The 22,921-nt window shown below is 72.4% G+C and carries 27 protein-coding genes; 16 read left to right on the top strand and 11 right to left on the bottom strand.

The window, feature by feature from the left end; all coding sequences use genetic code 11:
* A partial coding sequence (locus DO944_RS15625) for an HNH endonuclease signature motif containing protein (protein ID WP_181574147.1) occupies nucleotides 1–532 on the top strand: 532 nt, incomplete at its 5' end.
* Between the two features lie 171 nt (nucleotides 533–703).
* On the opposite strand, the gene DO944_RS04605 is transcribed toward DO944_RS15625, so the two are convergent.
* From DO944_RS04605 to DO944_RS04635, 7 genes are read right to left on the bottom strand one after another with little or no spacing between them, the layout of a single operon-like run.
* A complete protein-coding gene (locus DO944_RS04605; protein ID WP_258524572.1) occupies nucleotides 704–1,414 on the bottom strand; it encodes a DNA-3-methyladenine glycosylase in 711 nt (236 codons plus the stop codon).
* Nucleotides 1,390–2,820, bottom strand: a complete 1,431-nt coding sequence (locus DO944_RS04610; protein ID WP_112615185.1) for a hypothetical protein — start codon at nucleotides 2,818–2,820, stop codon at nucleotides 1,390–1,392. The genes DO944_RS04605 and DO944_RS04610 overlap by 25 nt, the downstream gene beginning before the upstream one ends.
* Nucleotides 2,810–3,733 (bottom strand): DUF1980 domain-containing protein, encoded by a 924-nt coding sequence (locus tag DO944_RS04615; RefSeq protein ID WP_112615187.1) that lies wholly within the window; start codon nucleotides 3,731–3,733, stop codon nucleotides 2,810–2,812. The genes DO944_RS04610 and DO944_RS04615 overlap by 11 nt, the downstream gene beginning before the upstream one ends.
* Nucleotides 3,726–4,745 carry a permease gene (locus DO944_RS04620; protein ID WP_112615189.1) on the bottom strand — a complete coding sequence of 340 codons (1,020 nt, stop codon included), beginning with the start codon at nucleotides 4,743–4,745 and terminating at the stop codon, nucleotides 3,726–3,728. The genes DO944_RS04615 and DO944_RS04620 overlap by 8 nt, the downstream gene beginning before the upstream one ends.
* Entirely contained in the window at nucleotides 4,723–5,139 is a 417-nt protein-coding gene (locus tag DO944_RS04625; RefSeq protein WP_112615191.1) for a Fur family transcriptional regulator, read from the bottom strand. Before DO944_RS04625 ends, DO944_RS04620 begins: the two co-directional genes overlap by 23 nt.
* 10 nt (nucleotides 5,140–5,149) lie before the next feature.
* Nucleotides 5,150–6,031 (bottom strand): metal ABC transporter permease, encoded by an 882-nt coding sequence (locus tag DO944_RS04630; protein WP_112615193.1) that lies wholly within the window; start codon nucleotides 6,029–6,031, stop codon nucleotides 5,150–5,152.
* Complete coding sequence (locus DO944_RS04635; RefSeq protein WP_112616896.1) at nucleotides 6,028–6,882, bottom strand: metal ABC transporter ATP-binding protein; 855 nt, start codon at nucleotides 6,880–6,882, stop codon at nucleotides 6,028–6,030. The genes DO944_RS04630 and DO944_RS04635 overlap by 4 nt, the downstream gene beginning before the upstream one ends.
* Nucleotides 6,883–6,954: 72 nt before the next feature.
* Between DO944_RS04635 and DO944_RS04640 the strand changes: the two genes are divergently transcribed.
* Entirely contained in the window at nucleotides 6,955–7,800 is an 846-nt protein-coding gene (locus DO944_RS04640; RefSeq protein WP_309300096.1) for a flagellin, read from the top strand.
* Between the two features lie 96 nt (nucleotides 7,801–7,896).
* Nucleotides 7,897–8,973 (top strand): sugar-transfer associated ATP-grasp domain-containing protein, encoded by a 1,077-nt coding sequence (locus DO944_RS04645; protein ID WP_112615197.1) that lies wholly within the window; start codon nucleotides 7,897–7,899, stop codon nucleotides 8,971–8,973.
* 17 nt (nucleotides 8,974–8,990) lie between these two features.
* Here the strand turns inward: DO944_RS04645 and DO944_RS04650 are convergent, their stop codons facing one another.
* From DO944_RS04650 to flgN, 4 genes are read right to left on the bottom strand one after another with little or no spacing between them, the layout of a single operon-like run.
* Entirely contained in the window at nucleotides 8,991–9,359 is a 369-nt protein-coding gene (locus tag DO944_RS04650; protein WP_112615199.1) for a flagellar assembly protein FliW, read from the bottom strand.
* The gene (locus DO944_RS04655) at nucleotides 9,356–10,237 is read right to left on the bottom strand and encodes a flagellin (protein WP_112615201.1); all 882 of its coding nucleotides are present in this window, start codon (nucleotides 10,235–10,237) and stop codon (nucleotides 9,356–9,358) included. Before DO944_RS04655 ends, DO944_RS04650 begins: the two co-directional genes overlap by 4 nt.
* 13 nt (nucleotides 10,238–10,250) lie before the next feature.
* The gene (gene flgK / locus DO944_RS04660; protein WP_112615203.1) at nucleotides 10,251–11,654 is read right to left on the bottom strand and encodes a flagellar hook-associated protein FlgK; all 1,404 of its coding nucleotides are present in this window, start codon (nucleotides 11,652–11,654) and stop codon (nucleotides 10,251–10,253) included.
* Between the two features lie 8 nt (nucleotides 11,655–11,662).
* Nucleotides 11,663–12,145, bottom strand: coding sequence for a flagellar export chaperone FlgN (flgN, locus tag DO944_RS04665; protein WP_036304750.1), 483 nt, complete (start codon nucleotides 12,143–12,145; stop codon nucleotides 11,663–11,665).
* Nucleotides 12,146–12,385: 240 nt separating this feature from the next.
* Between flgN and DO944_RS04670 the strand changes: the two genes are divergently transcribed.
* The 13 genes from DO944_RS04670 to DO944_RS04735 all read left to right on the top strand — a co-directional run bounded on the left by DO944_RS04670 (nucleotide 12,386) and on the right by DO944_RS04735 (nucleotide 22,919).
* A complete protein-coding gene (locus DO944_RS04670; protein WP_112616898.1) occupies nucleotides 12,386–13,186 on the top strand; it encodes a sigma-70 family RNA polymerase sigma factor in 801 nt (266 codons plus the stop codon).
* A 93-nt stretch (nucleotides 13,187–13,279) separates the two neighbouring features.
* A complete protein-coding gene (fliD, locus tag DO944_RS04675; RefSeq protein WP_112615205.1) occupies nucleotides 13,280–14,659 on the top strand; it encodes a flagellar filament capping protein FliD in 1,380 nt (459 codons plus the stop codon).
* The gene (gene fliS / locus DO944_RS04680; RefSeq protein WP_112615207.1) at nucleotides 14,656–15,033 is read left to right on the top strand and encodes a flagellar export chaperone FliS; all 378 of its coding nucleotides are present in this window, start codon (nucleotides 14,656–14,658) and stop codon (nucleotides 15,031–15,033) included. The genes fliD and fliS overlap by 4 nt, the downstream gene beginning before the upstream one ends.
* Entirely contained in the window at nucleotides 15,030–15,290 is a 261-nt protein-coding gene (locus DO944_RS04685; protein WP_146752007.1) for a hypothetical protein, read from the top strand. Before fliS ends, DO944_RS04685 begins: the two co-directional genes overlap by 4 nt.
* 126 nt (nucleotides 15,291–15,416) lie before the next feature.
* Nucleotides 15,417–15,758, top strand: a complete 342-nt coding sequence (locus DO944_RS04690) for a flagellar basal body protein (protein WP_023953676.1) — start codon at nucleotides 15,417–15,419, stop codon at nucleotides 15,756–15,758.
* Entirely contained in the window at nucleotides 15,755–16,147 is a 393-nt protein-coding gene (locus tag DO944_RS04695; RefSeq protein ID WP_023953675.1) for a flagellar basal body rod protein FlgC, read from the top strand. Before DO944_RS04690 ends, DO944_RS04695 begins: the two co-directional genes overlap by 4 nt.
* Nucleotides 16,147–16,452 carry a flagellar hook-basal body complex protein FliE gene (gene fliE / locus DO944_RS04700; RefSeq protein ID WP_112615211.1) on the top strand — a complete coding sequence of 102 codons (306 nt, stop codon included), beginning with the start codon at nucleotides 16,147–16,149 and terminating at the stop codon, nucleotides 16,450–16,452. The genes DO944_RS04695 and fliE overlap by 1 nt, the downstream gene beginning before the upstream one ends.
* Nucleotides 16,452–18,077 carry a flagellar basal-body MS-ring/collar protein FliF gene (fliF, locus tag DO944_RS04705; protein ID WP_112615213.1) on the top strand — a complete coding sequence of 542 codons (1,626 nt, stop codon included), beginning with the start codon at nucleotides 16,452–16,454 and terminating at the stop codon, nucleotides 18,075–18,077. The genes fliE and fliF overlap by 1 nt, the downstream gene beginning before the upstream one ends.
* On the top strand, nucleotides 18,074–19,075 hold the full coding sequence (gene fliG, locus DO944_RS04710; RefSeq protein WP_112615215.1) for a flagellar motor switch protein FliG: 1,002 nt from the start codon (nucleotides 18,074–18,076) through the stop codon (nucleotides 19,073–19,075). Before fliF ends, fliG begins: the two co-directional genes overlap by 4 nt.
* Nucleotides 19,065–19,700 (top strand): FliH/SctL family protein, encoded by a 636-nt coding sequence (locus DO944_RS04715; protein WP_112615217.1) that lies wholly within the window; start codon nucleotides 19,065–19,067, stop codon nucleotides 19,698–19,700. Before fliG ends, DO944_RS04715 begins: the two co-directional genes overlap by 11 nt.
* Nucleotides 19,697–21,016, top strand: a complete 1,320-nt coding sequence (locus DO944_RS04720) for a FliI/YscN family ATPase (protein WP_112615219.1) — start codon at nucleotides 19,697–19,699, stop codon at nucleotides 21,014–21,016. The genes DO944_RS04715 and DO944_RS04720 overlap by 4 nt, the downstream gene beginning before the upstream one ends.
* On the top strand, nucleotides 21,013–21,471 hold the full coding sequence (locus DO944_RS04725) for a hypothetical protein (RefSeq protein ID WP_112615221.1): 459 nt from the start codon (nucleotides 21,013–21,015) through the stop codon (nucleotides 21,469–21,471). The genes DO944_RS04720 and DO944_RS04725 overlap by 4 nt, the downstream gene beginning before the upstream one ends.
* Entirely contained in the window at nucleotides 21,468–22,919 is a 1,452-nt protein-coding gene (locus tag DO944_RS04735) for a flagellar hook-length control protein FliK (RefSeq protein ID WP_146752008.1), read from the top strand. The genes DO944_RS04725 and DO944_RS04735 overlap by 4 nt, the downstream gene beginning before the upstream one ends.
* Nucleotides 22,920–22,921 lie beyond the last annotated feature (2 nt).

The following is a 22,921-nucleotide window of genomic DNA, read 5'->3' on the forward strand; positions in this document are numbered from 1 at the left end:
CGCGGGGCGCTCCCCCATCGACGCGAACACCGCACGCGAACTCGCGGGCAACGCCACCTCGTGGGATCGGTTGCTTACCCACCCGGTCACGGGAACCGTGCTCGAATGCGACAGCTACCGGCCCACGGCGGCGATGGTGCGGCTGCTGCGGGCACGGGACCGGCACTGCCGGTTCCCCGGATGCCGACAACCCGCCATCCGCTGCGAACTCGACCACACCATCGCCGCATCCGACGCCGGCGCGACGCACGTGTGCAACCTCGCCAACCTCTGCAAACGCCATCACGACGTCAAACACCACACCCGATGGCATGTCCGACAACTCCCGGGCGGAAGGCTGATCTGGACCTCACCGACCGGGCGGATCTACCGCGAAGACGCACCACCACCCCTCGTCGCCTTCACGGTCGCCTTCACCGCCGCGAGTCCACCCGATGGACGGGACGATCAACAACCGCCCGGCGCGCCCTCCCCACCACCGCGATCACCGGGTCGCCTCGATACGCCTCCGGGATCTGCGCCGCCGTTCTGACGGGGTGCGCCCCTCACCCCGTGCTGCAGCGACGCACCCCTCGAGGTCACGCCTCGACCGCGAGCCGCGTTCCCACGTTGCCCTTACGTCTGCGGTCGTCAGTGGTCCGCGATCAATCGCGAGCGCGCCACGAGCGCCGCAAGCGCCACGAGGGCCACGAGAGCGCGGCGATCAGCGGGCGGACGAACCGGCCTCTGCGGCTGCTTCGGCGGCACCGCGCCCCCAGCGGAACGGCGAGACCGTCGGGTCACCGGCGATCCAGAATCGCCACGGGAACGCCTCCGTTCCCGCGACACCGGCCACCCCGACGCGCGGGCCCGTCAGAACGTCGCGCTCCGGCTCGTCCCGAAGCAGCAGCCGGGCGACTGCGCCGGCGCGCTCGAGCCCGGAAACAGCGTCGATGCCGTCGTGCGCAGGATGCCGCAGACCGACCGCCTCGCCGAGCCTCCCGGGCCCCCGAGCCAGATCCCGGTGGGTCCGGGCCGCAGCCCGCCGCAGCTGGGCGACATCCGCGCCCTCCACGATCTCCGCGGCGCGCAGCAGCACACCGCCGGCAACCCCGGCCGGCCCGCAGACGACGTTGACGCACGAATGGATGCCGTGACTGAGATAGACGTACAGGTGGCCGGGTTCGCCCCACATCGTGGCGTTGCGCGCGGTTTGACCCATGCGCGCGTGCGACCCGGGGTCGGGCAGGTCTCCCGTATCGCGACCGTGATACGCCTCGACCTCCGTCAGCCGCGCGACGACGCGCGCACCGTCGACCGCGACCTCGAGCAGCCCGCCGAGCAGGCGCGGCGCGACCTGCACGGGCAGCGCTGCGAGCTCCTCACGGGTCGCGGGATGGAACCCGGCGCTCACGGCCGCGGCGCGCTCTGGCACCACGAGATGTCGAAACCGGTGAGCGCCGACACCTCCTCCCCGGTGCCGAGGTCGACGATGTGCGTCTGCACGCGTTCAGGCAGCGGTAGCGCATACGCGTCATACGAGTTCGAGACCGCATCGGGCGCGATGAGGAACGCGGCGTACCGGCTGCTCGGCGACACGCACGTGTGCAGCAGCAGGTCATCCGGCGCGACCGTGAACACGTCGCGGGTCGCACCGTCGGCTCCGACGACGGCAGCCGTCGTCGACAGCACCGTGAACCCGTCGAGCCGCGAGAGCACGCGCAGCGTCTCATCCGCGTTGCCGGGCAACGCCGTGACCGACTGGGTCTCGCCGGCTGCCGCATCCGCGGCGCTCAACGGCCGCTCCTCCGCCGTCGCGAGATCGATCGCGACGAGGCCGGTCGCCCGCTGCACGATGGCTTCCGTCGAACCGCGGGCGATGCCGTCGATCGTGATCGCATTGCCGAGCGAGACAGGCTCGCCTCCGGCAGCTGAAACGAGCGTCAGGGCCCCGTCGAATCCGAGCAGGAGCACGGCATCCGTCCCCGGCACGAAGCGCCAGTCGTCGACGCGCGCGTCACCGCCGGCGAACTGCAGCTGCGTGGGCTCATCGTCGGCGCTGCCGTCGGCGAGAGACGCGGTGAACAGGGCGCTCTCGAGACCGCCCGCCGACCCGATGCCCGCGTCGGTGTAGGTGTAACCGATGAGGTCGCCGCGGTCGGCGGTCTGCAGGTTGGTCACGAACCCGCGACCCGGCAGGCCGAGCTCGCGCGCGCCCTCGCCGTCGCGGTCCGTGACGATCAGCGTCGAGACGCCCTCGTCATCGGCGGTCACGATCGCGAGATGCGTCGACGTGGCGCGGAAGTCCTCGATGTGCGGATCCGCGAACACCGGCACCGCGTTCTCACCGTCGATCCCGGTGCGGAAGATGGTGTCTTCGTCGCCGCCGCGCTGCAGGATGTAGGTCTCGAGCGCCGGCGTCGAGAACGACTCCTCGATCGTCGCCGCCGGCCCTCCGCCGAGGCCCTGCACGCCGTCGATCCGCACGGTGTAGTCGGTCTCGTCCCGCAGCGGCAGGGTGAATCGGATGCCGATCTGCCGCCCCGATGTGTCGACGGTGAAGTCCGCGGCCGGCTCGATGTGCACCTGCGCCGGATCGATCTCCTCGAGCGACTGAGTCGTCGTGACGATCAGCCGCGACCCCGCCGATTCGATCCCGGCCCGGGGGTCGACGCTCGTCGCCGTCGCCCGCGGCCCCTGAACGGTCGTCAGCACGCCGCTCGCTCCGCCGACGAGCGCGAGCGCGCCGATCACCGCAGCCATCGCGACGACGAAGCGCCGCGATCGGCGCTCCTGCGTGCGCGCCCGGCGCGAGGCCCCGGCCCGTCGATCAGTACTCATAGGGGTCCTCGGGCTCGCCGACGGACTGCACGCCCGTGGCCTCGACGACGAGCGCGCCGTCCCGGTCGCGGATCACGCCGGTGACGGTGACCCACTCCCCCGTCGCGGGGATGTCGGCTGTCTCGCCGACGGGGATGCTGGCGGGCTGCGCGTCGATGACGCAGTGGGTGATCACGAGCCGCGTCAGCCCGAAGCCTCCCGCGCTCGACGGAGTCACGAAGCCCGTCAGGCTGATCTCGTCGCCTTCGAAGGCCTCCGGATTCGTCGCCGTCGCGAAGACGCTCGCCCACTCGCCGACGCCGAACGACGAGGTGTCACCGGTCGTTGCGAGCGCGACCGTGTCGGCGCCCTGGAACAGCGGCGGCGTCCCGGTGTCGCGCGATATCGCGAGCTCGGCCGACAGGGTCGCCGGCGGCGTCACGAGGACGACCGCGACGATGCCGGTCGCGAGCAGCCCACCGGTTCCCGCAGCCGCGGACCCCAGCACGAGGCGCCAGTCGGGGCGCGGACGCACCGGTGCGACCGCGGCGCCGGGCGCGCTGGTGTCACCGGCGAGAGCAGCGGCATCGGCGAGCGACGCGGCGCGGGCGGCGCGACGGGAGGTCGGCACCGCATCCGCCGGCATGTGTTCGTGCTCGTGCGAGTGCTCGTATTCGTGCGAGTGCTCGCGTCCGTGCCCGTGCAGCTCGCCGTGGTCGTGCCCGTGATCGGCCTCGGCGCCGAGCGGCAGCGCGAAGCTCACGACGGCTCCGATGAGGCCGAGCACCGACATGCCGACGGCGAACCAGGCCGACTCGGGGTTGATGTAGAGCCCGATACGGCCCGTGGCGGCGAGAGCGACGGTGATCGCGGCGAGCGCGGCGGCGAGCCCGACGCCGAAGAGCCGGGTCAGTAGGGCCGATGACTTAGGCAAGGAGGTTCACCATCCCTCCGACGGCGATCGCGAAGAGGACGACGATCACGACGAGCGCGACGAGCACCCGCGAGCGGAACGTCGTGCGCATCAGCGCGAGCATCTTCACGTCGACGAGCGGGCCGACGAGGAGGAACGCCACGATCGAGCCGGGCGTGAAGGTCGAGGCGAACGACAGGGCGAAGAACGAGTCGACGTTCGAGCAGATCGACACGATCATCGCGAGCAGGATCATCGCGAGGATCGACAGGGCCGGGTTCGACCCGATCGCGAGCAGCGTGTCGCGCGGCACCAGCACCTGGACGGCGCCCGCGATCGCCGAGCCGAGGATCAGCGCCGGCATCACGGCCCGCAGTTCGACCACGAACTGGGCGAGGCTCCGGCGGCCCTTCCCGCCCGGGTCCTCAGCCGCGAGCTCGCAGGCCGCGAGGAACCGATCGGTCAGCAGGCCGTCGGGATCGGGATGCCGCGAGTACAGCCACCCGATGAGGTTCGCGACGGCGTACCCGCCGAGAAGCCGGGCGATGAGGATGCCGTCGTCGAATCCGAACGCCTGGTGGGTCGTGATGATGACGATGGGGTTCACGATCGGCGCCGCGATGAGGAAGGTCATCGTCTCGGGCACCGAGAAACCGCGGATCATGAGGCCGCGCGCGAACGGCAGGTTGCCGCACTCGCAGACGGGGATGAGCATTCCCAGCAGCGAGAGCACGGCGCGGCGAGCCCACGCCCGGCGCGGCATCCAGCGCTCGATGACTCCCGGCGGCACCCACACCTGCACGATGATCGACAGCGCGACACCGAGCAGGACGAACGGCAGCGACTCGATGAGCACGCTGAGCCCGAGGGTGACCCCGTCTTGCGCACGCGTGGGCAGCGCGGGCCCGGGGGTGAGCGCGGCCAGGGCGACGAGGGCGACGACGACGGCCGCACCGATCCCGAGCGCGACGGCGGAACGCGTCGCGGGAGAGGGCGCGAGCCGTGCGGTCTTAGGCCCCGCCACGCTTCTCATCGGCTCGGGCCGCGGAGCACGCGGCGCAGACGCCGAAGATGTCGACGATGTGCTCGGCCTGCGTGAAACCGTTGGCGGCGGCGGTGCGGTGCGCCCACTCCTCGACATCCGTCGCCTGGATCTCGACGGTCAGACCGCAGGACCGGCAGATGAGGTGGTGGTGGTGACCGTCGCTCGAGCAGGCGCGGTAGATGGCCTCGCCGTCGGGGCTCTGGAGCTGATCGGCCTCACCCGAGGCGGCCAGGGTCGCGAGGGCACGGTAGACCGTCGCCAACCCGATGCCGGTGTTGTCGTCGCGCAGCGACGCGTGGAGATCCTGGGCCGAGACGAACCCGCGGGCGTCGGACAGCGCCGTGCGCACGCGCTCGCGCTGCCAGGTGTTCCGCTGAGCCATGGCGGCGAGTCTACTCGGCGCGCCTCAGGGTCGGCTGGGTGCGCAGCACCCGCCCGCGGCGCGCGCCGACGATGCGGCACACCACGTAGATCGTGAACGAGATGGTCGTGATGTAGGGGCTGACCGGCAGCGTTCCCGCGACCGCCAGCAGGATGCCGCCGACGGCGGAGACGACGCCGAACAGGGCGGCAAGCAGCGGAACGGCGAGGGACCCCGTCGCGACCCGCACGGCCGCGGCGGCGGGCGTGACGAGCAGCGCCATCACGAGGAGTGCGCCGATGATGTGAACCGCGACGGCGACGATGAGGCCGAGCAGCAGCATGAACCCGAGCGAGACGGCGACCGTCGGAACACCGCGCGCCGCGGCCGACTGCGGGTCGAGCGAGTCGAAGCGCAGCGGACGCCAGATCAGCAGCAGGGCGATGAGCACGAACGCGCCGATGCCGATGAGCCACCCCAGCTGACCGGACTGCACCGACACGATCTGTCCGGTCAGCAGACTGAACCGGTTGGCGCTGCGGCCGTCGTAGAGCGAGAGGAACAGGATGCCGAGCCCCAGACCGAACGGCATGAGCACGCCGATGATCGAGTTGCGATCGCGGGCGCGCGACCCGAGCCACCCGATGAGGGCGGCGGCGATCATCGACCCGACGATCGATCCCGTCACCACATCGACGCCGATGAGGAGCGCGGCGGCGGCTCCCGCGAAAGAGAGCTCGCTGATGCCGTGGACGGCGAAGGCCATGTCGCGCTGCAGCACGAAGACCCCGATGAGCCCGCCGACGAGCCCGAGGACGGCTCCGGCCCACACCGAGTTCTGCACGAGCGCGAGGATGTCGCCGTAGACGGGGAGGCCGCCGAACATCGCGTCCCAGACGTCGGCCCAGTTCATGCGTGGTCTCCGTGGTCGTGGTGGTGGTGCGACGCGTCGGCGTCAGGGGCCCCGACGACGACCAGCCGGTCGCCCGCCCGCAGCACGAAGACCGGCGCGCCGTACAGGTCGGTGAGCACGGGCGAGGTCAGCACCTCCTTCGGGGTGCCGAGCGTGAAGCGGCCGTTCGCGATGTAGAGGATGCGGTCGACCTTGCCGAGCACCGGGTTGATGTCGTGGGTAACGAGCAGCACGCCGGCGCCCGAGCGCCGATGCTGGTCGATGAGCCCGACGACGGCCTGCTGGTTCGCCAGGTCGAGGCTCGTCAGCGGCTCGTCGCACAGCAGGAGCTGCGGGTCGTCGGCGAGAGCCTGGCCGACGCGCAGGCGCTGCTGCTCGCCGCCCGACAGCACCCCCACCGGGCGATCGGCGAAGGACGCCGCTCCGACGCCGTCGAGCAGGCGATCGACGCGCTCGCGGTCGCGCTTCCGCGGGAGCGGCAGACCGAAGCGGTGACCGTCGACGCCGAGGGCGACGAGGTCGCGGGCGCGCAGCGCGGTGTCGCGCGGCAGGGGCCGCGCCTGCGGCAGGTAGCCGATCGATCGGTTGCCCTTGTGCTTGACGGGCCGGCCGAGCGCCGTGATCGACCCCTCGCTCAGACGCTCGAGACCGAGGATCGCGCGCAGCAGCGTCGTCTTGCCCGAACCGCTCGGACCGAGGACCGCGATGAGCTCGCCCGGCTCGACGGTGAGGTCGAGACCGCTCCACAGCTCGCGGCCCGAACGCCGCAGCGCAACACCACGGATATCGAGCAGGCTCACCGGGTCAGCGTACCCGCCTAACCGATGACGATGAGCGGTCGATAGAGGCATCCAGGAGTCCACGGACGGACTCCGGGAGCCCAGGACGGGCTCCCGCTCATCCCAATCACGGAGGAATGAACCATGGGAATGCAGATCGCCACCAACGTGGGCGCGCTCAACGCCTACCGCAACCTGTCCAACACGCAGAACGATGTGTCGAAGTCGCTCGAGAAGCTCTCGAGCGGTCTGCGCATCAACCGCGCCGCGGACGACGCCGCCGGCCTCGCGATCTCGGAGGGCCTGAAGTCTCAGGTCAACGGGCTCAACGTGGCCGCGCGCAACGCTCAGGACGGCATCTCGGTCATCCAGACCGCGGAAGGCGCCCTGACGGAGGTCCACTCGATCCTCCAGCGCATGCGCGACCTGGCTGTCCAGGGCGGCAACGGCTCGAACAACGACAACTCGCGCGCCGCCATCACCAAGGAGGCCGGTGAGCTCAGCCTCGAGCTGCGTCGCATCGCCGAGTCGACCAACTTCAACGGCATCAACCTGCTCAAGGGCGGCGACCTGACGTTCCAGGTCGGCGCCGGCGGCACGGACAACGACGCGATCACGATCAACCTGGCGAACGTCTCGACCGCGGTCGGCACGCTCGCCTCTGCTGACGGCACCGCCGTCGGCGAAGGCTTCGTGATCACCGACAACGAGGCCGCGCGCGGCACCGTCGACGACATCGACGCGGCGATCAACGCGATCTCGACCGCCCGGTCGAGCCTCGGTGCGTCGCAGAACCGCTTCGAGTCGGCCATCAACAGCCTGAACGTGTCGGCGGAGAACCTGTCGGCGGCCAACAGCCGCATCCGCGACACCGACATGGCGGCCGAGATGGTCAAGTACACCGCGGCGAACATCCTGTCGCAGGCGGGCACCGCCATGCTCGCGCAGGCGAACCAGGCCAACCAGGGCGTGCTCCAGCTGCTCCGGTAAGCCTCGCGACGGTGGGTCCTGCGCCGCCCGACGCAGGACCCATCGCCGTCGCGGGCGCACCGCGGGAACGCGCCTGAGAACCACACGAGGAACCCGATGACATCCCCCCGAACCCTGACGCCCGGTCTCCCCTTCCTGTGGGAGCGGGCTCGACGCGTCAACCCGAGCAGCCTCGTCGCCCGCGCGCGGCGGGCCGGACAGCGGCACGGCCGCAGCACGCTCGGCGTCGTCGTCGACATGCTCTGGCAGGCCGGGGCGCGGGGCGTCGGGTTCCAGGACTACATCGACTACGACTTCGCCATGCTCACCCGTGCTGAGCGCGCGACCTACATGACGAGCCCCGTCTCGCACCGCCTCGCAGTGCGGTTCGACGATCCGGCCTACCGGCACCTCTTCCACGACAAGATCGCCTTCAACGACACCTTCGCCCCGCACCTGCAGCGCGAGTGGCTGGTCGTGACTGCCGACAACGCCGACGACGTGCGCGCCTTCGCACTGCGGCACGGCACGATCGTCACGAAGGAGCCGATGGGACGCGCAGGCCTCGGCGTGCATCGCTACGTCGCCCACGACGTCACCGACTGGACGCGGTTCCACCGCGGACTGCTGGAGCGGGGCGAGACACTCGTCGAAGAGGTCATCCGCCAGCACGACGAGCTCGCGGCCCTCTGCCGCGGCACCGTCAACACGACGCGCGTGACGACCTACTTCGACGGCGAGCGGACGCACGTGCTCGCGATGGCCCAGAAGTTCGGCCGCGGCGCGGTGAGCGACCAGAACGCCTTCGGCGGCTTCTACGCAATGCTCGACGAGACCGGCCGCGCCACGGGAGACGGCTACGACTCGAACGACCGCGTGTACCCGACACATCCCGACAGCGGCATCCGCATCGCCGACTTCCGCCTGCCGATGTTCGACGAGGTGCTCGATTTCGTCGACCGACTCGCGCGCGTCGTGCCGCAGGTGCGCTACGTCGGCTGGGACATCGCGGTCTCCCCGACCGGCCCCGTGCTCGTCGAGGGCAACTGGGCGGCGGGCGTCTACGAGAACAAGCCGAGCGCGACCGGGATCCGCACGGGACACAAGCCGCGCTACCTCGCGGCGATCGATGCGGATGCCGCCGGGTCGGGGTCATCGCTTCCGCGGACGGCCGCGGCGCGCGCCGCGGCCTGAGACGGGCCGGGCCGGGGTCAGGCCAACAGGGCACGGACGGGCAGGTCCTGCCCCTCGAGGATGACCTGCGCCGCGACGCCGGTGCGCCGGTTGATCACGACGGGGGCGAGGAGATTCACGCCGATGCCCTCGTCCGTCATCCGCGCCACCACGAGCACCCGGGCATCCGCCGGCTCGGACAGTCCCAGGTCGGCGACGTTCGCGTCGGAGAGCGTCGGCGCGTAGTCGTCGATGACGGCCCCCGGATCGACGGCGAACAGCCGCACCCCCGGGTCGTCGGCGGCCGTCAGCGCGTAGAGGCCTCCGGCGCTGTCGACCTCGTCGAGGGAGAACGACGTGTGCGGCGACAGCCCGGGGGGCGGCGTCACGAACTGGAGCGCGGTCATCGGAGGAAGTCCATCAGCGTCGGCTGCATCACCCGCGCGGTGACCGCGAGGGCTGACTGGTAGACGAGCTCCTGCGACTTCAGGGCGACGAGCACCTCGACGGTGTCGATGTCCTCGACCGCCGCGCGCTGCGCCTCGAGGGACACCGTCGCGTCGGCCGCCGCGTCTTTGGCTCGCATGATCTGATTCTGCCTCGCCCCCACCGTGCCCTGCACCCCCAGCATCGCGTTCATGCGGTCGTCGATCTGGTCGATGCGGCCGCGCATGTCGGCTCCGCCGCGCAGATCGGCGACGATCGATCCGATCAGGGCGAAGACCGAGTCCTCGCCCGAGCCGAACACCTCCGCGCCGCTCGCGTCGACGCGCACCGTCTCGCCGTCGGCGACGCGTCGGCGCACCTCGCTGCCCGGCACGCCCGCGAACGTGAAGTCGGCTGCGAAGGCGCTGCCCTCGGTGGTGCCGGCGAAGACGGAGCGTCCGAGCAGCGTCGTGTTCGCCTGGGCGAAGAGCTCATCGGCGATGGTCTCGAGCTCGAGCGCGATCGCCTCGCGCGCGTTGGCGTCGAGTGCCCCCGAGTTCGCGCCGCGCAGGGTGAGGTCGCGCGCACGCCCGAGCAGTGACGTCGAGGCCGAGATGGCGTTGTCGACGGTCGTCACCCAAGTGAGGCCGTCGCCGATGTTGCGCGCGTACTGGGCGTTCCGGTGCTGGGCCGCGTGGAGGTCGAGAGCGGCCGACGCGGCGGCGGGGTCGTCGGACGGGGCGGCGAACGCCCGCTGCGAGGTCGCCTGGTTCTGGAGGCGGGACAGGTCGTTCAGGCCCGACTGCAGGTTCCGCAGGGCGGACTGCGCGAGCGTCTGCGATGTGACTCGGCTGATCATGGCGCTCCGGATGTCAGCGGCCGACGAGGCCGGTGCGGTTGATGAGGATGTCGAGGGCTTCGTCGACGGCGGTGAGCACACGCGCCGCTGCCTGGTAGGCGGTCTGGTACGTCAGCAGACTCATGGTCTCCTCGTCGTTGTCGACGCCGGCGACCGACTGCTGCGCGGCCGCCGCGGCGACCGCCGTCGTCTCGGCGCGCGCGGCCCGTCCCGATTCGGCGGCGGTGGCGACCGCGAGACGCGAGACGACATCGCTCCACAGCGCGTCGGGTCCGTCAGACCGCTTCCCGATGCCCGACAGGGCGTCGGCGTTCCCGCCGTCGAGAGCGCCCGCACCGGGAGCGGCGATCGCCAAGTCGTCGCGGCCGCGGGGTACGACGCTGAGCGCGAGCGCAGCGGGCGTGTCCGCCGCGACGGCGAAGAAGTCTCCTCCCGCGGCGCCCGACGCGGTCGACCCGAGCCGGTGCTGCGCGTTCACCGTCGTGGCGAGGGATGCCGCGAGGTCGTTGTACGACGCCGCGAGCCCCGCCAGCACTCCGCCGGACTCGGCGGGGGCGAGCACCGACAGGGTGCCGGCCAGCTCACCGCTGGAGACCCCGACGGGCGGAGCACCGGGCTCGCGCCAGGCGAGCACGACCGGCTCATCCGCGCCGATGGAGCGGGGACCGATGACCTCGAGCTCGCGGGCTCGCGTGCCCGAGACGAGGGCGTTCCCGTCGACCCTCAGGGTGAGGGTGCCGTCGGACTCCACCGTGCCGACGGCGCCCGAGAGCCGCGAGACGGTCTGCGCGAGCAGGTTCCGCCGGTCGATGAGCTCGTTCGCGGAGCCGCCCGCGACGCCGACCTCGCGGATCCCGGCGTTGAGCTCGGCGATCTCGGCCGCGGCGGCGTTGATCTGATCGACCGTCAGCTCGGCGGCGTCGCGCGCCGACGACCACTGCTCGGCGACGGAGCGGTATCCGTCGGCGATCCGTGCGACGAGGGTCTCACCCCGGGTCACGACGGCGGCGGCAGCCGCCGTGGAGTCGGGAGCGTTCGACAGGTCCTGCCATGCGGTCCACAGCTGCGAGAGCTGGTCGGCGAGGCCGTTCTTGCCCGGCTCGGCGAGCGAGGCCTCGGCGCGCACCGCGGCCTGTGCACGGGCGGACCAGTAGCCGGATGCCGCGAGGGTGTCGCGGACCCGCGCATCGAGCACCGCATCGCCCAGCCGCGCGATCCCGTCGACGGAGACGCCCTGGCCGGCGACCGGTCCGAAGCGCGTCGCGCCCGCCGGCGGCGCGACCGCGGACGTCTCCAGCCGCTGCCGCGTGTATCCGGGCGTCAGCTGGTTGGCGACGTTCTGTCCCGCGAGGTCCATGCCGCGCCGCGCCGCGGCGAGCGCACTCGCGGCCGTCCCCAACCCGCTGAATGTCGACATCTGCGTCCTCACATCTCCCGGTCGACGATGCGCGCGGTGTCCTCGCGGACTCGCCCACCGCCCGTGGTGTACTCGCCCGTGCCGGACTCGAGTCCGGCGAGCGTCTCGTCCACTGCGCGACTGGCTGCGCGCAGGTGCGTCTCGTTCGCCTCTTTCAGCTGCGAGACCTCGGCCATGCGTTCGGTGAGCGCGGCGCGGTGCTCGGCGAAGACATCCCGCCACGTGCCGGTCGGGGCCGAATCGAGCAGCTCCGACAGCGTGGCGGCTTCGGGCACGCCCCACTCGCGCGCGACGGCGGCCACCTCGACGTCGCGGCCGAGGCCCGACTCGCGCAGCTCCTCCAGGACGCGCTCGATCTCGCGCGACGCGAGATGGATCCAGCGCGTGTTCCCGGCCTCGAGCAGCAGGCGCTGCTCCTCGAGTTTGAAGATCAGCATCTCGAGCAGCTCGCGTTCGCGCCACAGCTGCATCGACAGTTCATTAGCTCCCAAGGTGTCCCCCTTACCTGAGCAGCCCCCCATGGACCGCATCGAACGACTCGCTCTTCCGACGAACCGTTCTGAAGCGATCATCCTCGTCTATCGGCCGATGAGTCGATCCCGTTACATCTGCTCAGGATTCCGTATGAGATGTTTCTCATTTTGCTTATGATGGCCTCAGCCGGCGTGACGGCTTCCGCGAATTCGGGCCGCGGAAGCGGGTGCACGCCACGAAAGAGGCCCCCCTTGCACATCCTCGGTCACGCGGAACGCAATCGACTCATCGAAGAGAACCTGCCCCTCGTGGGCTATCTGGCGCGGGATCTGCACTCGCGGGCCACGCACGTGCCGCTGGATGAGCTGGCGTCGGTCGGCGCCCTCGCCCTCGTGACGGCCGCCGACGCGTTCGACCCCGCCCTCGGTGTTCCCTTCGGCGCGTACGCACGGCGCCGCATCCTCGGCGCGTTCGCCGATGAGATGCGATCGATGGACTGGGCCTCGCGCGGCATCCGCAAGCGCATCAAGGAGACCACGGCCGTCCGCGACACCCTGACCGCTCGCCTCGGCCGTGTCGCCGGTGTCGACGAGATCGCGGCCACGATGGGCCTGCCGCGTGCGGCGGTCGTCGAAGCCCTCGACGACGCGGCGCGCACGGTGACGAGCATCGACGACGCGACGGCGCTCGAGGTGCCGAGCCCGATGGTCCTGCCCGACGAGGCCGCCGTGCTCCGCGAACGGCGCGACGTGCTCGAGCGCGCCGTGGCGGCTCTCCCCGACCGCATGAGGGCCATCGTCCAGGCTGTCTACATCGACGAGCGCCCCGTCAAGGAGATCGCGGCCGAGCTGGGCGTCTCGCACTCCGCCGTCTCGCAGCAGCGTGCCGAAGCCATCCGGCTGCTCCGCGACGCCCTGGAGCGGTTCGCGGCCGAGGAGCAGGCCGAACCCATCTCACGGGTCTCGGTCGAGACGCGCGAGGCGTACTTCGCCCGCATCACCGCGATGGTGCCCCGCAGCGGCCGCGGCGTGGCGCCGGCGGCATCCGTCGCGCTCTGACGCGTCGCGCCGGCTAACGATCCCGCCCGCACGGTCGATAGAGCGAACGGACGGCGCGCACGCGGCCGCACCGACGAACGACAGGACGGGCACATGGCGATCTCGATCGACGGCCTCGCCTCGAAACTCGACACCAAGGCGATCATCGACGCGCTCATGAACGTCGAGCGCCTGCCGCGGACGATCCTCAGCGCCAAGTCCGACGACCGCAAAGCCGTCATCGCCCAGCTGCAGGCGCTCAACGCGTCGCTGCAGTCGTTGGCGACGAAGGCGAAGGATGCCGCCGGCCCGACGGCGCTCCTGCAACGGACGGCGACGAGCTCCGACGACAGCCTCACGGTGACGGCATCCGCGGGGGCCCCGGTCCTGCGCGCCGACGTCGTCGTCGACCGTGTCGCCACCGCCCACAGCGTCGTCACGGGGGCCTTCGGCTCGGCAACGGACGATCCGCTCGTCTTCACGGTGCTCGGCGCCGACGGCGAGCCCGTCGAGGTCCGACCGACCTCGGGCGCCGCAGCCGACATCGCGCACGCGCTGAGCGCGACCGGCACCGGCATCACCGCGTCGGCGGTGTCGGCGGGCGTCGATGCGGACGGTCAGGCCCTGTGGCGCCTGCAGATCACCGCGACCGAGACGGGCGCCGAGAACGCGTTCCAGGTGTTCCGCGGCGACGCGGCAGCGGTCGCGGCAGGCACGGCGAGCGACCTCGCCACGGAACCCGGATCGGCGATCGTGACGGTGGGCGCGGATGCGCAGGTGCGTCTGTGGGCGGGAACCGCCGCCGAGCAGACCGTGACCTCGGCGAGCAGCACCTTCACGTCCCTGTTCGCCGGCGTCGACGTGACGGTGACCCGGGCGGCGGCCACGCCGGTCTCAGTCACCGTGGCCGCGGACGCCGATGGCAGCGCGGCCGCCGCGAAGGCGTTCGTCACCCAGATCGGCACGCTGCTGGCGGGCATCGCCCGCGGGTCCACCGCCACGGCCGCCACGAACCCGGGCCAGCAGACGACCCTCGGCGTGTTCACGGGCGACAGCACCGTGCGCGCGCTCCACCAGGCGCTCACCGGCGCCGTGCAGCTGCCGCTCGACGGGGTCGCCCCCTCGACGATGGGCCTGAGCGTCGACCGGTGGGGCGCGCTGACCTTCGACCAGGAGGCGTTCGCGAAAGCCCTCGCCGACGACCCCGCCGGCGTGCAGCAGGTCTTCGCGGGGGTCGCGGCGCGGGTCCAGGATGTCGCCGAGCGCTACTCCGACAAGTACGAGGGCCTGCTCACGGCCCGCATCACGGGGCAGGAGTCCGAGGTGAAGATGCTCGGCGAGCAGCTGGCGCGCTGGGACCTGCGGCTCGAGCAGCGCCGAGAGACCCTCGAACGCACGTACGCCGCAATGGAGACGATGCTCTCGCGGCTGCAGACCCAGTCGTCGTACCTCGAGTCGCAGCTGTCGGCCCTGTCGGGAACGGCGAAGAAGTGAACGCCGCCCTCCGCGCGCAGCAGCGCTATCGCGAAGAGACGATCCTCTCGGCGAGCCCGTCGCGCCTCGTCACGCTCCTGTTCGACCGGCTGCTCCTCGACGTCGAACGCGGAGAGGCGGCGCAGCGGTCGGGGGACTGGCAGACGGCCAACGAGCAGCTGCAGCACGCGCAGCGGATCCTCGTCGAGCTGACCGGCTCGCTCGACGACAGCTGGAGCGGATCGGCGGCGCTCCGGGCCGTCTACGACTACATCACCCGCACGCTCATCGGGGCGAACATCGGGCGCGATCCCGAGCGCACCCGCGAATGCCGCGATCTCATCGCCCCCCTGCGCGAGGCGTGGCACGGCGCGGCGGAAGCGGCGCCCGCGTGACCTGGTCCGACCTGCTCGACGGGCTCGAGGCGGAGCTCGCTGCAGACACCTCCCCGGCTCAGCCGTGGCACGCGCCCGCGAATCTCGGCCCGATCCCGGCGCACCTCGAAGACCGGGCCCGGGCGATCCTGCGCGCGCAGGCCGATCGCGCGCGGGCGTTGCACGCCGAACAGGACGCCCTGCGCGGACACCTCGACGCGCTCGATCGCATCCCGCAGTCACAGCCGGACGCCGTCTACCTCGACGTCGACGGCTGACCGGGCGCGCGGATCGCCGGATGCCCGTCTAACGGCGTCGCTGCGGCGGCCGATAGGGGATGCTGAGCACGGATCGCTCATCCATCGGCCAGGGATCGGCCACATCGTTCGACGGAAGACGCCTTCGTGCTCGAATCTGTGACCACCACCGCGCTCACGAGCGCCCTCTCGGGCCTCGCCGAGCGCCAGCGCGCCATCGCGGACAACATCGCGAACGTCAACACCTCCGGCTACCGGGCCAAGGTCGTCAGCTTCGAGAGCGCTCTGGCTCGCTCGGTCGAGCGCGGCGACGGCGCCGTGACGGCGACCGTCCGCGAGTCGACCGCCCCCACCCGACTGAACGGCAACAACGTCAACCTCGACACCGAGACGCTCGCCAACATCGAGGCGGTGCTGCGGTACCAGTTCGCAGCGCAGGCCGTGGGCGGCACCTTCAGCTCGCTCCAGACCGCGATGAGGACCTCATGACCTTCGACGCCATCGGCATCGCCGGGTCGGGCCTGACGGCCCACCGCACCTGGCTCGACGCCCTCAGCGACAACATCGCCAACATCAACACCGCCGTCGCGCCCGGCGACGACGCGTTCCGCCAGCGCTACATCGCGGTCGAGTCGGCCGGCGATCCCGGCGGCGTGCGCGTCGCGGGCGCCGTCTGGGGCGGCACGGAGGGCCGGCTCGTGCACGAGCCCAACAATCCGCTCGCCGACGCCGACGGCTACGTGCGCTACCCCGACATCGATCTCGGCGAGCAGATGAGCCACCTGATCCTCGCGCAGCGCGGCTACCAGGCCAACGCGGCGGTCGTCGACCGCGCGAAGACCACCTACGAGGCCGCGCTGCAGATCGGACGCCGCTGATGCCGCCGCTGTCGGGCATCGACGCCCTGGGCGCGGCCGCATCCGCCCTCACGTCGAGCACCCGCCCGCCCCAGCAGACCGACGGCGCCGAGTTCGGCGCGAGCATCACCGGCGCCGTCGACGAGCTCCGCGCGATGCAGTCGACGTCGAACGAGCTGGCCGTCGCGGCCGTCACCGGTGACCTCGACGACATCCACTCCGCGATGATCGCGTCGTCGCGCGCGTCGGTGACCCTCGAGCTCGTCGCCGCCGTGCGCAACAAGGGCATCGAGGCGTTCAACGACATCATGCGGATGCAGGCCTGATGCCCGCCGCCGTCACGTCGCTCTGGACGCGCCTGCGCACGACCATCGCCGGGTTCACCCTGGCTCAGCGCACGATCGCGATCATCGGCATCGCGGTGCTCGCGATGGGCGTGTTCGCCCTGGCGAGCTGGATGTCGCGTCCGACCCTCACCCCGCTGTTCTCGGGTCTGTCGGCCTCGGACGCCAGCGCCGTGGTCGAGCAGCTGCGCTCGGGCTCGATCCCCTACGAGCTGACCGACGGCGGCTCGACCGTGCTCGTGCCCGAGACCGCGGTGTACGAGCAGCGCCTCGCCGCGGCCGCGGCCGGACTTCCCAGCGCCGAGTCGTCGGGGTACTCGCTCTTCGACAAGATGGGCGTGACCAGCTCGGAGTTCCAGCAGTCGGTCACCTACAAGCGCGCGATCGAGGGCGAGCTCGCCCGCACGATCGGCGCCCTCGAGAACGTGACGACGGCCTCGGTGCAGCTCGCGCTGCCCGAGGAGAGCGTGTTCGTCTCGCAGAAGGTCGAGCCCACGGCATCCGTCTTCATCGAGACCTCCCGCGGAGTCGCGCTGCCGCCCGAGCAGGTCGAGGCGATCGTGCACCTCACCTCGGCGGCCGTCAGCGGGATGAAGCCCGAGAACGTCGCGGTCGTGGATGCCGCGGGGCGCACCCTTTCGGCGATCGGCGGCGATGGCACGCGCAACGCCGACCAGCAGGCGGGGGCCTACGAGACCCGCATGGCCGCCAGCGTGCAGCAGATGCTCGACACCGTGCTCGGCACCGGCAATGCGACCGTGTCGGTCGCCGCCGAGATGCAGCAGGCCGCGACCGAGCGCGTCGACGAGACCTACACGCCGGTCGAAGGTGCCCTGCCGGCCACCGAGGAGTCGAGCACCGAGACCTACACGGGCACCGGCGGACAGACCGGCGTGCTGGGCACCGAGCTTCCGGCTGGCGTCGGCGGTGCGGGCACCTACGAATCGACCCAGACCAACCGCTCGAACGTCGTCAACAAGACCGTCGAGAGCACCTCGACGCCGGCGGGGGCCGTCGCGCGGCAGACCGTCGCCGTCGCGGTCAACGCCGACGGCACCGATGTCGTCGACGTCGCGCAGCTCGAGGCCCTCGTGACCTCGGCCGCCGGCATCGACCGGGCCCGCGGCGACCAGGTGACCGTCGAGCTCGTCGCCTTCAGCGATCAGGGCGCCGCGGCCGCCCAGGCGGCACTCGACGCCGCGCGCGAGGCGGAGGAGGCCGAGCGCGCCGCCGAGACGCTCCGCACCGCGATCATCGCCGTCGTGGTGGTGCTCGGGCTCATCGGAGCGACGATCGCGGGCGTCGTGATCGTCCGCCGCAGACGCGCCGCCGCGGCGGAAGAGCCGGTCATGACGCTCACGCCGGTCGACGAGCCGCTCGACCGGTTCGACGCGCTCACCCGGGGCCTCGCGACCCCGCTCCTCGACGAGGCGCCGACGGTCCCCCTGCCCGCGATGTCGGTCGATCCCGAGCCGGAGCCCGACCCGGAGCCCGTGCAGGTCGCCCTCGACCGCCGTCGCGCCGAGATCGGCGACTTCGCCCGCCGCGACCCCGCCCGCACCGCCGACCTGCTGCGCCGGCTCGTCCGGGACTCGACCGACGCATGAGCGAGCTCACCGGAACCCAGACGGCTGCCGTCGTCATCATGAACCTCGACCGGGCGCAGGCCGTCGAAGTCCTCAAGCACCTCTCCGACGACGAGGCCGAGGCGATCGCGGCGGAGATCATCCGGCTGCGCGACCTCGACCTCGAGACCACGCGCGATGCCCTGACCGACTTCCAGCGGGTCGTGCGGGGACACCTGCCGCCCGTCCGCGGCGGGCGAGACCTCGCAACGGGACTGCTGGAGGCTTCGCTCGGCCCCGAGCGCGCCGCCGGTGTGCTGACGAAGGTGTCGTCGTCGATGACGAGCTCGTCGTTCGAGTTCCTCACCGCCGTCGAGCCGGCCCAGGTGGCGAGCATCCTCGACGGCGAGCTGCCCCAGACCGTCGCGCTCGTCATCGCGCACCTGCCGGTGGAGCGTGCCGCGGCCGTCCTGGCCGAGATCACCGACCCCGCCCGCACCGATGTCGCGCAGGCGATCGCGACGATGGGAACCGCGACACAGGATGCCGTCGCCGTCGTCGCCACGGCGCTGCGCGCTCGCTCGGGGGCGCTGACCACTCGCGACGCCCGCGAGACCCTCGGCGGCGTGCAGCCCCTCGTCGACATCATCAACCGGTCGGATGCGACCGTCGAGAAGGCCCTGCTCGCGAGCATCGAGGCCCGCGACAGCGCCCTGGCCGAAGACATCCGCTCGCGCATGTTCACCTTCGCCGACATCGTCGTGCTCGACGATCGCGACGCCCAGCGCGTGCTGCGCGGCATCGACGTCCGCGTGCTCGCTCTGGCACTGAAGGGCTCGTCGGGCCCGGTGGCCGACGTGATCCTCCGCAATATGACCGAGCGCAACCGCGAGGCGCTGCAGGAGGAGTCGCGTCTGCTCGGCACCGTGCGCGTCTCGCAGGTCGAGGAGGCGCGCGCGGCGATCGTCCGGACGATCCGCGAGCTCGAGGCCGCCGGCGACATCCGAGTGCAACGGGTCGAGGAGGAGTATGTCGTCTGACGCCTTCACCCGCCTCGAGATCCCCCGACTGTCGGGCCCGGCTCTCACCGAGGAACGCGATCGGGCCCGCGCCCGCGGTCACGCCGCCGGGTACGCCGAGGGGATGCGGCAGGCCGCGGCCCACGCCGAACGCGAGGCAGCGGAACGTGCCGAACGGGAGCAGGAGGCGGACGCAGCCGCCCGGGCGCGCGTGTCTGCCGCCCTCGCGGCGCTCGAGCGCGCGTCCGCCCGGTTCGACGCGCGCGCGACCGAACTGACGGCGCCCGTCGTCGCCGAGCTTCACGCGATGGCGATCGAGCTGGCGCAGGCGATCGTCGAGCGCGAGCTGTCCGACCCCGTGCGCGCGGCGCTCACGACCGCGGCCCGCGTGGGGAACGCCGTTTCGGACCTCGAGGCTGCGGAGGCGCCCGTGGTCCGGCTCTCCCCCGCGGACGCGGCGATCCTCACCGGCGCCGCGAATGCCGCCGAGAGCGGGACCGCCACGCTGCCGCGATCGGTCGAGGTCGAGGTCGACCCGGGACTCGCCCCCGGCGACGCGACGGTCCGTCTCGCCGATGGCGCGATCGACCTGCGGATCGCCGCCGCGTTCGCGCGGGCCCGCCGGGCTCTCGAGGAGAGCGCGTGAGCGGGGGCTGGCCGGCGGTCATCGAGGCGGCGCGTCCGCTGCGGACCGGCACGGTCTCGCGCATCGTCGGGCTCGGTGTCGACATCCGCGGCGTGCACGGGGCCGTCGGCGACCTGGTCGAACTCGGCGGGACGACCGATCGCGGGGCCGCCGGCATCCCCGCGGAAGTCGTCGCCGCGGACCGCGGCATCCTGCGCTGCATGCCGCTCGGCGTCACCGACGGACTGCGCGTCGGCGACACGGCCCGCGCTCTTTCCGGCCGCGCCCGCGTGCCGGTCGGCGCCGCCGTGCTCGGGCGCGTGCTCGACGGGCTCGGCCGACCCATCGACGGTCGCGGCCCTCTCGTCGCGCCTCGCGTCGACCTCGACCATGCGCCTCCCTCGGCGATGGGACGCGAGCGCATCACCGAGCCGCTCGTCACAGGCGTGCGCGCGATCGACACCCTCACGCCGCTCGGCCGCGGCCAGCGCGTGGGGCTGTTCGCCGGATCTGGCGTCGGCAAGTCCTCCCTGCTGTCGATGATCGCGCGGGGGTCGTCGGCCTCGGCCAACGTCATCGCGCTCGTCGGCGAGCGCGGCCGCGAGGTGCGCGAGTTCCTCGAGGACGATCTCGGGCCGGAGGGGCTCGCACGCTCGGTCGTCGTCGTCTCGACTTCCGATCAGCCCGCCATGGCGCGCCTGCGGGCGGCCTCGACCGCGACGCGCATCGCCGAGTCGTTCCGCGACGACGGTCAGCACGTCGTGCTCATGATGGACTCGCTGACCCGCGTTGCCATGGCGCAGCGCGAGATCGGACTGGCCGTCGGCGAACCACCCGCGACCCGCGGCTACCCGCCCTCGACCTTCCCGGTGCTCGCGCGGCTGCTCGAGCGCGCCGGCACCGACCGGCACGGCTCGATCACGGGCATTTACACGGTGCTCGTCGAGGGAGACGACCACAACGAGCCCGTCGCCGACACCGCGCGCTCGATCCTCGACGGACACCTCGTGCTCGACCGGACGCTCGCCGTCACCGGGCACCACCCCGCGATCGACGTACTCGGATCGGTGTCCCGGCTCGCGGGCAAGGTCGCGACCGGTGATCAGCGACGCCTCGCGACGACGCTGCGGGCCGTGCTCGCGGCACGCCAGGAGGCGCAGGACCTCATCGGCGTCGGCGCCTACCAGGCGGGATCGAACCCGCGGGTCGACGCCGCGGTCGCCTCCGCTCGGGCGATCGACGCCTTCCTCCGGCAGGACCTCGACGACCGCTCCCCCGCAGCCGAGTCGTGGCGCCGCCTCGGGGAGCTCGTCGCATCGTTCGGGGACGTCTCATGAAGCGGGGCTTCCCCCTGGCCGGGCTGCTGCGCATCCGCGGCATCCAGCAGCGTGCCGCGGCAGCGCACCTCTCGCGCGCCGCGATGGAGGAGCAGCGCACCGAGGCGCGCGATCGGCAGCTGCGCGCGGCCCTGACGACGTCGGCCGAGACGCCCGGCGACATCCGCACGCTCGCGGCCCTCGCCGCCAGCCGTGTGGCCGCGCGCAGCCTGCTGACCGACCTCGACACGCTCCGGCGAGCGCAGCGCGCGGAAGTCGACGCGGCTCGCGCGGGGCTCGACGACGCCCGCCGGGCCGAGCGAGGCATCGAGCGGCTGGCCGATGCCTTCCACGAACGGGAACGCGCGAGACGGGATGCCGCCGAGCAGGCCGTTCTCGACGAAATCGCGCTGCGCCCGGCGAGCGGGACGTCGGGCGCACCGGACGCGCCGGACCGGACCGAGGGGGCGTCATGAGTCTGTGGGGCCTGGCACTCGGAACGACGAGCGCTGCGGTGCGTCCGCGGGGCGGCGGAGCCTCGAACGAGGGGGGCGACGGCGCGACGGCATCGGATGCCTTCGCGCTCGTCCTCGCCGGGCAGGCCGCGGTCGCGGTGCCCGTGGGCGGAGTGGAAGCTGCCGGGGCCGGCGTCGGAGCGGGCGGCGGGGCATTCGGCGGGGCGCTCGGCATCGACTCGTCAGACGCGGCGGAGGCGGCAGCTCCCGACGACGACGCGGACGCGGCAACGGGCGATGCGGCAGCGCTGCTCGCCGTCATGGGTGCGGGCACGGGCGCCGGGCCCACTGGCGGAATGTCGGGCATCGGAATCTCGGATGATGCGGGTCCGCTTGCGGGGATGACGAGCAGAGAACTCGGCACCGAGACGCTGACGTCGACCGGGACTGTGCCGGTCGGCGCCGATCGCGCGACACCGATGGCCGGAGGAGCGCTGGCAGGGACGACGGGCGCGCCAGCGGCAGGGGCGACGGCAGAGGCGCCGAAAGCGCCGGAGACGGCAGCGACGGCGGAGACGTCAACCGCGACGGCGACAGCAGCGACGGCAGCCGCGACGGAGACAGCAGCCGCGACGGCGACGGCGACGGCGACCGACGCAGCCCCGACGACGGCACCCGAGAGAACACCAGCACGAGAGACGACGTCCGCCGGGGCGACACCCGCGGCGATGAGCGCGTCACCGCCGGACGCAGCGAGCACGATCCCCGCCGTGGCCGCGCCGACCGCGCGGACCGCACCGGAGCCCGTGCCGGGATCCGCGGAGGTGTCCGCAGCGGCATCCGTGACGCCGACGCCCGGTTCGCAGCCCGCGCCCGCTCAGCCCGGCCCGGCTCAGTCCGCGCCGGCGCAAGCGCCCACGCCCGCGCCCACGCCCACGCAAGGCGCTCATGCGCAATCCGCGCCGGCCCTCGCGCCTCAGCTGCGCGGCCCCGTCCTCTCCCTCGTCGCGGCCGAGCCGGGCCGGCACACCATGGTGCTGCGCGTCTCGCCCGAGAGCCTCGGGCCGATCACCGTCACGGCGCACATCTCCGGGTCGTCGATCACCGTCGAGCTGGCCTCCGGTACGGCGGCGGCGCACGATGCGATCCGGGCGGTCCTCGGTGACCTGCGCCGCGATCTCGCCGTGCTCGCGCCCTTCTCGTCCGTGAGCCTGACCGCAGGTGACGATCCGTCACGGGTGTCGTCGTCGCTCCCGGCCCTGGCGCAGCACGCCGCAACGGGCGGAGCAGGCGGGTCGGCCGGCCAGCCCTCGGACGGCGGAGCGTCCGACGGAACGCCGCAGCACACCCCCGACGACCCGGGTCGCGGCGGGCGCTCCGGTCACGCACCCGCTGCTCCCGCGGACCGCCCGCACGACCCCGCCCAGCCCGTGCCTCTCGAGGCCGGTCGCATCGACCTCTACGCCTGAAT

The organism is Microbacterium sp. SMR1 (assembly GCF_003289625.1).
GTDB lineage: Bacteria > Actinomycetota > Actinomycetes > Actinomycetales > Microbacteriaceae > Microbacterium > Microbacterium plantarum.

Coding starts and splice junctions, on each gene's coding strand:
- flgK (WP_112615203.1), bottom strand. CDS start 11,654: ATGTCGACATTCAGCGGGTTGGGGACGGCCGCGAGTGCGCTCGCCGCG.
- fliF (WP_112615213.1), top strand. CDS start 16,452: ATGCCCGCCGCCGTCACGTCGCTCTGGACGCGCCTGCGCACGACCATC.
- DO944_RS04620 (WP_112615189.1), bottom strand. CDS start 4,745: ATGAGAAGCGTGGCGGGGCCTAAGACCGCACGGCTCGCGCCCTCTCCC.
- fliE (WP_112615211.1), top strand. CDS start 16,147: ATGCCGCCGCTGTCGGGCATCGACGCCCTGGGCGCGGCCGCATCCGCC.
- DO944_RS04630 (WP_112615193.1), bottom strand. CDS start 6,031: ATGAACTGGGCCGACGTCTGGGACGCGATGTTCGGCGGCCTCCCCGTC.
- DO944_RS04650 (WP_112615199.1), bottom strand. CDS start 9,359: ATGACCGCGCTCCAGTTCGTGACGCCGCCCCCCGGGCTGTCGCCGCAC.
- DO944_RS04715 (WP_112615217.1), top strand. CDS start 19,065: ATGTCGTCTGACGCCTTCACCCGCCTCGAGATCCCCCGACTGTCGGGC.
- fliD (WP_112615205.1), top strand. CDS start 13,280: ATGGCGATCTCGATCGACGGCCTCGCCTCGAAACTCGACACCAAGGCG.
- DO944_RS04735 (WP_146752008.1), top strand. CDS start 21,468: ATGAGTCTGTGGGGCCTGGCACTCGGAACGACGAGCGCTGCGGTGCGT.
- DO944_RS04645 (WP_112615197.1), top strand. CDS start 7,897: ATGACATCCCCCCGAACCCTGACGCCCGGTCTCCCCTTCCTGTGGGAG.
- fliG (WP_112615215.1), top strand. CDS start 18,074: ATGAGCGAGCTCACCGGAACCCAGACGGCTGCCGTCGTCATCATGAAC.
- DO944_RS04640 (WP_309300096.1), top strand. CDS start 6,955: ATGGGAATGCAGATCGCCACCAACGTGGGCGCGCTCAACGCCTACCGC.
- DO944_RS04725 (WP_112615221.1), top strand. CDS start 21,013: ATGAAGCGGGGCTTCCCCCTGGCCGGGCTGCTGCGCATCCGCGGCATC.
- DO944_RS04655 (WP_112615201.1), bottom strand. CDS start 10,237: ATGATCAGCCGAGTCACATCGCAGACGCTCGCGCAGTCCGCCCTGCGG.
- DO944_RS04695 (WP_023953675.1), top strand. CDS start 15,755: ATGACCTTCGACGCCATCGGCATCGCCGGGTCGGGCCTGACGGCCCAC.
- DO944_RS04625 (WP_112615191.1), bottom strand. CDS start 5,139: ATGGCTCAGCGGAACACCTGGCAGCGCGAGCGCGTGCGCACGGCGCTG.
- DO944_RS04610 (WP_112615185.1), bottom strand. CDS start 2,820: ATGAGTACTGATCGACGGGCCGGGGCCTCGCGCCGGGCGCGCACGCAG.
- DO944_RS04635 (WP_112616896.1), bottom strand. CDS start 6,882: ATGCCTCTATCGACCGCTCATCGTCATCGGTTAGGCGGGTACGCTGAC.